At 61.9% G+C, this 1,235-nt stretch carries 2 protein-coding genes and 1 pseudogene; 1 reads left to right on the forward strand and 2 read right to left on the reverse strand.

Annotation, left to right across the window (positions count from 1 at the left end; translation table 11 throughout):
* A partial coding sequence (locus A2I95_RS39615; protein ID WP_291737829.1) for a LysR substrate-binding domain-containing protein occupies positions 1-655 on the forward strand: 655 nt, incomplete at its 5' end.
* Between the two features lie 15 nt (positions 656-670).
* On the opposite strand, the gene A2I95_RS39620 is transcribed toward A2I95_RS39615, so the two are convergent.
* Both A2I95_RS39620 and A2I95_RS39625 read right to left on the reverse strand, forming a co-directional pair.
* On the reverse strand, positions 671-1,006 hold the full coding sequence (locus A2I95_RS39620) for a carboxymuconolactone decarboxylase family protein (protein ID WP_291737830.1): 336 nt from the start codon (positions 1,004-1,006) through the stop codon (positions 671-673).
* A gap of 74 nt (positions 1,007-1,080) precedes the next feature.
* Positions 1,081-1,235: pseudogene (locus A2I95_RS39625) on the reverse strand (DUF938 domain-containing protein); the annotation flags it as partial.

The raw sequence follows: 1,235 nt of genomic DNA on the forward strand, positions 1-1,235 counted from the left end.
CGATTTGCGGGAAAGCCTGGCAGGACGGGTTTCGCTGCGGCTGGGGGCGCAGCTGTCGGTCTGGGATCCGCTGCTGGTGGATGTGGCCGTCTGGCTGGAACAGGCGCAAGGAACCGTGCCGTTCACGCTGAACTATGATCACGGGCTGAACATGGCTGAGGCGGTGGCGCGCAGGCTCTTGGATCTGGCAATTGTGAACGAGGTTCCCGCAGGCACAAGGCTGGGGGTGGAGGAACTGCCGCCGGAGGAGCTGGTTCTGGTGTCGGACCAGCGGTTGCGGCTGGGCCGCGACGCATTGCCGTTGTTCATCAATCTGGAGTTCGGCAGCGAATATGCGGCGCAGGTGCAGCAAGTGCTGCCGCAGCGCAGCCGCCAGCATATTGTGCTGGGTAACGCACCGATGGGCTTGCGCTATCTGATGAAGCGGGGCGGCATGGGGTATTTTCCTGCCTATATGGCGGCGGGGGCGCTGGCGGCCGGGCAAATCCACAGGGTCGAGGGCGCGCCGGACATCCAACTTAGCTGCAAGGTGCTGTACCTGCCGGACAACCCGGCGCTGGAGCAGATCCGCCAAGTTCTGCAGGGGCTGCGGGAGGTGCGTGATCAAAATTCCGGCGCGGAATTTTCGCCGGAAAACATGTGTTTTCCGGGCTGAATTCCGAGCCGGAATTCAGCGGGTCATCTGATCGAAACAGACCATCGCCTTGGCCGCATACATCATTGCCGGCCCGCCGCCCATCTGGATCGACATCGCCAGCACATCGCCCACTTCCGCGCGGCTGGCACCGGATTTGACCAGCGCCTCCACATGCAGAGCAATGCAATCCTCGCAACGCATGGCCACCGCGATGCCAAGTGCCACGAATTCCTTCTGCTTGAACTCCAGCACACCGCCCTGTTTCACAGCCTTGCCAAATGCGCCAAAAGCCTGGGCGGTGTCCGGGATTGCCCCGTTCAGATTGCGCAGGTTCTTGCGGGTTTCGCCAAGTTTTTCGTGCCAGTCCATTTGCCGGTCCCTCAGTTACACATTCCAATTACCGAAGGTGTATGGAGGGCAGGGGCGGGCAGCCTTGATCCAGATCAGAGGGGTGGTTTTTCCGCTATCAGCGCCAGATTGTTGGCGGGCATCTCGACCGCCTGCAGCAGCTCCAGCCCGGTGCCGTGCAGCCAGTCGATGGTGTCGAAATCGTCCTTGTAGCCGATCTGCGGGTCATGGGCGCGGAGTGCTGCATGGA

It is taken from the genome of Leisingera sp. F5 (assembly GCF_001593695.1).

What these genes read in the sequence shown, in the direction of transcription:
- A2I95_RS39620 (WP_291737830.1), bottom strand. Translation starts at nt 1,006, where the DNA reads ATGGACTGGCACGAAAAACTTGGCGAAACCCGCAAGAACCTGCGCAAT.